A 4,010-nucleotide genomic window follows, 5' to 3' on the forward strand; every position below is an offset into this window, starting at 1 on the left:
GCAGAACTAAATGTGGGAGCGGGCTTGCTCGCGAAAGCGGTGTGTCAGGCGACAGAGATTTCGAATGTGAGGGCCTCTTCGCGAGCAAGCCCGCTCCCACAGTAGATCTGTTGTGAACACAAAATCTGTGTACGACAACAACCCCCTGTGGGAGCGAGCCTGCTCGCGATGGCGGTGGGTCAGGCCTGCAGATATTCCCGAGCCAACCCGCAGGCGCGCTCGATCAGCATCGGCGCCATTTCAATCGCCGTCTGCGTCCCCCGGCGAGTGTGAATCCAGCCCAGGTAGGTCGTGCCGCGCAGCAGCAGGAACAACGCCAGTGTCTGCCGATCCGCCTCGGTCAGTGGCTTGACCGCGTGATACCCCGCCAGCAACGCCGCCTTGATCTGCTCGTACCGCGGATCATCCAGACAGAAGTACAGCGCAGTCGCCAACTCGAACATATGCCAGCCAAACCCGGCGTCATCAAAGTCGATCAAGCGCAAACTCGGGCCTTCGATCAGCAGGTTTTCCGGCACCAGATCAGCGTGGATCATGCCGAAGTTGCCCAGATGCCGCCCATACTGACGCAAGTCCCGACGCGCCCGACGCCGGGCCTCTTGCAGCAGATCCCGCTGCTCATCGCTCAACTGCTCCAGCTCCCAGAACCGCCCCCAGAACGGATTGGCGCCGATCAAACCTTCCTCGTCCCAGGCATGCCGGACAAACTCGTCCGGCTGCTGCCAATCCGCCGAATGCAGATGAATCCGCGCGGCAATCGCCCCCGCTTCGGCAAACAGAAAATCAATCTCCGTATCGGCCTGCACCCCGGCCTCGGAAGTGCCTGCGGTCGCCCCCGGCAACCACGCGAGCATGTCGACATGCCGCTCGCCGACCTCCGCGTGACTGACCTCGATCAAATGCCGCTGATCCTGCGCCCGAATGATCTGCGGCACAGTGATCCCGGCGCTTTCCAGCGCCTCCATCCATTGCAGTTCCGAGCGCAGCGCCGCTTCGCAGTGATAGCCGTTGCGATGAATGCGCAGGGCCACGCGCTGGCCGTCGTGGCGGCGGGCGGAGAACACTGCGTTCTCGCGGTATTTCACCAGTTCGATGTCGGCGAAATCGCCTTCCCAGTGCTGCAGGGCGTGGCGCGCCAGATCGTGCAGGCGAGCCACCTGCTGGTCGTGGCTCAAAGTGTGAAATTCAGTCATGGCAGGGCCTCAAATCGCGCTCAGGGCGTGGTCCAGGGTGTCGACGAAGATGTCTGCGTGCTCGCGGTTGAACACCAGCGGCGGGCGCAGCTTGAGGATGTTGTCGCCGGCGCCGATCTTGCTGATCAGCACGCCGTTGTCGCGCATGTCGTTGACCACCTTGCGCGCCTCCAGGCCCGCCGGTTCCTTGCTGGCGTGGTCGCGCACCAGTTCCATGGCGAAGAACATGCCCTTGCCGCGCACATCGCCGATGATCGAATGCTTGACGGCCAGCGCCTGCAAACGCTGCTGCACGTAGGCGCCGACGCTCTGCGCATTGAGCAGCAGCTGTTTCTCTTCAATTTCGTCCAGCACCGCCATGCCCACCGCCGCCGCCACGGGCGAACCGCCGAAGGTGTTGAAGTACATCGCGTTGCGCCCGAAGGATTCGACCAGCGCCTTGTGGGTGATCAACCCGGCCAGCGGATAGCCGTTACCCATGGGTTTGCCCAGAGTAACGATGTCCGGGGTCACGCCGTGGGCCTGATGGCCCCACAGGTGATCGCCGGTACGACCGAAACCGGACTGCACTTCATCGGCAATGAACAAACCACCCGCTGCACGGATCAGCTCCGCGGCCCTGGCGACGAAACTGGCCGGCACCCGTGGCAGGCCTTCGTTGGCGAACAGGGTGTCGATCAACAGCGCTGCCGGGCGAATGCCCTGGGCCTGCATCGAGGCAATCGCCGCGGCGATGTTGGCCGCGTATTCATCCGCCAGTTGCGCCTCGGTGGTGCCGGCCGGTGCACGGTACAGGCACGGAATCGGCACCGCACGGGCATGGGCGGCGAAGGGTTCGGGCGAGGGCAGGGCGGTGGTGACTTCGGCCAGGGACGCGGAGTTACCGTGGTAGTTGTAGTCGCTGATGATGATCCCGGTGCCGCCGCTGGCGTAGCGCGCCAGACGCAACGCCAGTTCATTGGCCTCCGTGCCGGTGCAGGTGAACATCGCGGTGTCCAGCGGCTGGGCGAAGGTGGCGGTCAGGCGCTCGGCGTAACGCACCACCTGCTCGTCCAGATAGCGGGTGTGGATGTTCAGGGTGCTCGCCTGGCGATGCATCGCCTCGACCACGCGCGGGTTGCAGTGACCGACGCAGGGCACGTTGTTGTAGACGTCCAGGTAGCGGCGACCGTCGATGTCGTACAGCCATACGCCTTCGCCACGCACAAGATGCAGCGGTTTGTCGTAGAACAGCGGCGAGGCGCTGCCCAGGACGCGATGGCGGCGTTGCAGGAGAGTGTCAGGCATGGTCTGGAACCTCGATTGCGGTGCTGCGGCGGGTGCGCAGCAGGAAGTTGAAAATGCACAGCACGAAGGTCGCGCCGAGGGCGATCAGCATCTTGAGATCGAGCTGGAAGCAGGCGGCGATCACCACCAGCGTCAGGGCCAGGCCCAGCCATGCCACCAGCTTGCCGCCGATCAGGCTGAACGGGCGTGGCAGGTCGGGCTGGCTGCTCTTGATGCGCAGGTAGGCGCCGAAAATGAACAGGTAGCAAACGTTGAGCAGCAGCACGACGGCGAGCATCACGGTGGCGGGATCGATCTCGGACATCGGCAGGCCAATGGCGCCGATCAGTAGCAGCGCCGGGTAAGGCGTGCGGCGCTTGCCGGTCTTGCCCAGCCACTGCGGGAACAGGCCGTCGCGGGCCATGGCGAACAGTTGCCGCGAGGCGGCGTAGACCAGGGAGAAGAAGGTGGCGATCAGGCCGAACACGCCACCGCAGCCGATGACCTTGGCCAGCCAGGAGTTTTCACCGAAAGCGCTGTTGCTCGACATCGCTGCGTACAGCGGATCGCCTGCTGAACCCACCAGCTCCACGCCGCCGGCGCCCGGTGCGCAGACCAGCACCACCAGAGCGGTGACCAGCAAGGTGCCGACAGCCGCGAGAATGCCGCGGGGCATGGTGCGGCCTGGATTCTCGGCTTCTTCCGCCGCCGAGCCGGTTTGCTCGACGGTGATGAACAGCCAGATGGCGAACGGCACGCAGGCGAAGATGCCGGCGAGGCTGACCGGGGTGGCGACGTTGGCCGGCAGCGCCAGCAGGTTGCTCAGTTCGACATGGGGCGCCATGGCCAGACCGAAGGTCAGCAGGGCGGCGACCGCGATCACCCCGGCAATGAAGGTCAGGCCCATGGCCTCGCCGACGCCGCGAAGGTGGATGCTGATGATAACGACGAACAACGCGATCTTCACCGTCCAGCCGCCAATGCCGAAGATGGATTCGGTGTAGGCGCAGATGAAGGTCGCAGCGGCGCCGGTGCCGATGGTCAACGCCAGCGCGCAGGCGACACCGACCAGATAACCCACGAACGGCCCGAACGCGGTCTGCGCATAGACAAACACGCCGCCGGCGCTGGGCAGGGCGGTGGACAGTTCCGCCACGCACAACGCCAGGCCTCCGCACAGCAGCGCCATCAGCAAGGTGGCGATCAGCATGTTCACCCAGCCACCGGCCGCCAGACCGAAGTTCCAGCCGGAAAACTGCCCGGCCACCACCAACGCGATTCCGAGGCCGGCAATCTTCGGCCAGCCCAACGCACTTTTCTTAAGCACAGACGTCTCCCGCGGCCCGAAAGCCGATTAATTGTTTTTAGTGAGAAATGGAGGGATTACAGCGTTGCCTTGCGCCCCTTCGCCAGGGCTGCCCCGATACTACGCCCGGGGTGTGGAGGGGGATGTTTGCGTGTGTGCCAGGTGGTTGGTTGTGGGTGCCAGATTGGGAGCAGATCAAGACTGTGGGAGCGGGCTTGCTCGCGAAAGCGGAGTGTCAGTCGAGG

Annotated in this window: 3 protein-coding genes; all 3 read right to left on the bottom strand. The window is 64.5% G+C overall.

Annotation, left to right across the window (positions count from 1 at the left end; translation table 11 throughout):
- Positions 1-179 precede the first annotated feature (179 nt).
- Genes ACW9JE_RS29275 through ACW9JE_RS29285 form a run of 3 tightly spaced genes read right to left on the bottom strand, consistent with a single transcriptional unit; the run spans position 180 to position 3,786 of the window.
- A complete protein-coding gene (locus ACW9JE_RS29275) occupies positions 180-1,193 on the bottom strand; it encodes a phosphotransferase enzyme family protein (RefSeq protein ID WP_457434744.1) in 1,014 nt (337 codons plus the stop codon).
- A gap of 9 nt (positions 1,194-1,202) precedes the next feature.
- Entirely contained in the window at positions 1,203-2,480 is a 1,278-nt protein-coding gene (locus ACW9JE_RS29280) for an aspartate aminotransferase family protein (RefSeq protein WP_457434745.1), read from the bottom strand.
- Positions 2,473-3,786 carry an amino acid permease gene (locus tag ACW9JE_RS29285; protein WP_457434746.1) on the bottom strand — a complete coding sequence of 438 codons (1,314 nt, stop codon included), beginning with the start codon at positions 3,784-3,786 and terminating at the stop codon, positions 2,473-2,475. Before ACW9JE_RS29285 ends, ACW9JE_RS29280 begins: the two co-directional genes overlap by 8 nt.
- Between the last annotated feature and the right edge of the window lie 224 nt (positions 3,787-4,010).

The organism is Pseudomonas sp. SDO55104_S430 (assembly GCF_054070595.1).